We start from the raw sequence: 2,163 nt of genomic DNA, 5'->3' as shown, positions 1-2,163 counted from the left end.
CTCAAGATGAGATTTCCCATAGCGTCAAGCTAGTAAGATCCCTGAAAGATGATCAGGTTGATAGGTCAGAGGTGGAAGCGTGGCGACACGTGGAGCTGACTGATACTAATCGATCGAGGACTTAACCAATGAGTCATAAATAAGTGTTTTACGCAAAAACCTTCTGTTATCTAGTTTTGAAGGAATGAAAATTTCTTCTTGATTTTTTGAGAAAAAGTATTATAATAATATTTGTCTCTAATATGAAAAGTCTGGTGATGATGGCGAAGAGGTCACACCCGTTCCCATACCGAACACGGAAGTTAAGCTCTTCAGCGCCGATGGTAGTTGGGGGTTTCCCCCTGCGAGAGTAGGACGTTGCCAGGCTGATACTGTTCCGCAGTAGCTCAGTGGTAGAGCACTCGGCTGTTAACCGAGCGGTCGTAGGTTCGAATCCTACCTGCGGAGCCATATATGGAGAGCTGTCCGAGAGGTCGAAGGAGCACGATTGGAAATCGTGTAGACGGTCACCGCTGTCTCAAGGGTTCGAATCCCTTGCTCTCCGCCATTCAAAACAATGGCCCGTTGGTCAAGTGGTTAAGACACCGCCCTTTCACGGCGGTAACACGGGTTCGAATCCCGTACGGGTCACCACTACATATGGAGGATTAGCTCAGCTGGGAGAGCACCTGCCTTACAAGCAGGGGGTCGGCGGTTCGATCCCGTCATCCTCCACCATTCACGTTTTATCTTAATACGCATAAATATATTATTATCGTCGCGGGGTGGAGCAGTCTGGTAGCTCGTCGGGCTCATAACCCGAAGGTCGCAGGTTCAAATCCTGTCCCCGCAACCAAATGGTCCCGTGGTGTAGCGGTTAACATGCCTGCCTGTCACGCAGGAGATCGCGGGTTCGATTCCCGTCGGGACCGCCATTTTATAAACATAAGAAATGTTTATGAGAAGCAGCATTATTACATAATGTGGCTCGGTAGCTCAGTCGGTAGAGCAAAGGACTGAAAATCCTTGTGTCGGCGGTTCGATTCCGTCCCGAGCCACCATTTAATAAATAAGATACATGCCGGTGTAGCTCAATTGGTAGAGCAACTGACTTGTAATCAGTAGGTTGGGGGTTCAAGTCCTCTCGCCGGCACCAGTGGCAATTTTACATGGAGGGGTAGCGAAGTGGCTAAACGCGGCGGACTGTAAATCCGCTCCCTCAGGGTTCGGCGGTTCGAATCCGTCCCCCTCCACCATTTCAATAGGGGCATAGTTTAACGGTAGAACAGAGGTCTCCAAAACCTCCGGTGTGGGTTCGATTCCTACTGCCCCTGCCATATTAAGATGGCGGCTATGGCGAAGTGGTTAACGCATCGGATTGTGGCTCCGACACTCGTGGGTTCGATTCCCACTAGTCGCCCCATTCATAACTTATTAATAAATGGTATTTGATTGTTGGGCTATAGCCAAGTGGTAAGGCAACGGACTTTGACTCCGTCATTCGTAGGTTCGAATCCTGCTAGCCCAGCCATTTTGCGGAAGTAGTTCAGTGGTAGAATACAACCTTGCCAAGGTTGGGGTCGCGGGTTCGAATCCCGTCTTCCGCTCCATTTAATTTTCGGCGGCATAGCCAAGTGGTAAGGCAGAGGTCTGCAAAACCTTTACCACCGGTTCGAATCCGGTTGCCGCCTCCAGATATATATATTGTGCCGGTGTGGCGGAATTGGCAGACGCGCACGACTCAAAATCGTGTTCCGTAAGGAGTGTCGGTTCGACCCCGACCACCGGTATTGTTTTTCGTACATATTTCAGTAATTTAAACGTGATTAATACCTTAATATCAACGTTCTTCACATTGTGGGGAACGTTTTTTTTGTGTTTATTTAGGTTCTATGTCAATTGTTGGGGTGCACTTGATGTGAAGTGCACCTCTTTTATATGGGCTCTATAATAAATGTTGGGGTTTTCATACAATTTTGGTCAAAAAAAGACACGCACCCCCGTCATTCTTTTATACTTGAATTGTCCAGAAACAAGTAAAAAGAGGCTCTATACTAAATGTGGTGGTCATGCTTATCATCTCAAGGGCTCAGATAATTCACAAAAAATGATTAAAAAATAACACCTTCTTCTCTCTCTTTGATAATCTAAAGTTGCCAACAATAGAAACCAAAGGGAGAGAAG

The 2,163-nt window shown here is 47.2% G+C and carries 15 tRNA genes and 2 rRNA genes; all 17 read left to right on the top strand.

Annotated features, from left to right (window positions below):
• A 23S ribosomal RNA gene (locus GD441_RS16825) occupies nucleotides 1-129 on the top strand; the annotation flags it as partial.
• A gap of 121 nt (nucleotides 130-250) precedes the next feature.
• Nucleotides 251-366 (top strand): 5S ribosomal RNA (rrf, locus tag GD441_RS16820).
• Nucleotides 367-375: 9 nt separating this feature from the next.
• A tRNA-Asn gene (locus GD441_RS16815) sits at nucleotides 376-450 on the top strand.
• A gap of 5 nt (nucleotides 451-455) precedes the next feature.
• Nucleotides 456-547, top strand: a tRNA-Ser gene (locus tag GD441_RS16810).
• A gap of 11 nt (nucleotides 548-558) precedes the next feature.
• Nucleotides 559-633, top strand: a tRNA-Glu gene (locus GD441_RS16805).
• A gap of 8 nt (nucleotides 634-641) precedes the next feature.
• A tRNA-Val gene (locus GD441_RS16800) sits at nucleotides 642-717 on the top strand.
• 41 nt (nucleotides 718-758) lie between these two features.
• Nucleotides 759-835: transfer RNA gene (locus tag GD441_RS16795), tRNA-Met, on the top strand.
• A gap of 3 nt (nucleotides 836-838) precedes the next feature.
• Nucleotides 839-914, top strand: a tRNA-Asp gene (locus tag GD441_RS16790).
• A gap of 50 nt (nucleotides 915-964) precedes the next feature.
• Nucleotides 965-1,040: transfer RNA gene (locus tag GD441_RS16785), tRNA-Phe, on the top strand.
• 19 nt (nucleotides 1,041-1,059) lie between these two features.
• Nucleotides 1,060-1,135: transfer RNA gene (locus GD441_RS16780), tRNA-Thr, on the top strand.
• A gap of 15 nt (nucleotides 1,136-1,150) precedes the next feature.
• A tRNA-Tyr gene (locus tag GD441_RS16775) sits at nucleotides 1,151-1,235 on the top strand.
• 7 nt (nucleotides 1,236-1,242) lie between these two features.
• Nucleotides 1,243-1,316 (top strand) — tRNA-Trp (locus tag GD441_RS16770).
• Between the two features lie 10 nt (nucleotides 1,317-1,326).
• Nucleotides 1,327-1,402: transfer RNA gene (locus GD441_RS16765), tRNA-His, on the top strand.
• Between the two features lie 33 nt (nucleotides 1,403-1,435).
• Nucleotides 1,436-1,510 (top strand) — tRNA-Gln (locus GD441_RS16760).
• 4 nt (nucleotides 1,511-1,514) lie between these two features.
• Nucleotides 1,515-1,589: transfer RNA gene (locus tag GD441_RS16755), tRNA-Gly, on the top strand.
• A 10-nt stretch (nucleotides 1,590-1,599) separates the two neighbouring features.
• Nucleotides 1,600-1,673: transfer RNA gene (locus GD441_RS16750), tRNA-Cys, on the top strand.
• A 14-nt stretch (nucleotides 1,674-1,687) separates the two neighbouring features.
• Nucleotides 1,688-1,769, top strand: a tRNA-Leu gene (locus GD441_RS16745).
• Nucleotides 1,770-2,163: the final 394 nt, after the last annotated feature.

It is taken from the genome of Peribacillus tepidiphilus (genome assembly GCF_009466385.1).
Taxonomy (GTDB): Bacteria; Bacillota; Bacilli; order Bacillales; family DSM-1321; genus Bacillus_BN; species Bacillus_BN tepidiphilus.
This window is presented reverse-complemented; position numbering and strand designations above follow the sequence as displayed.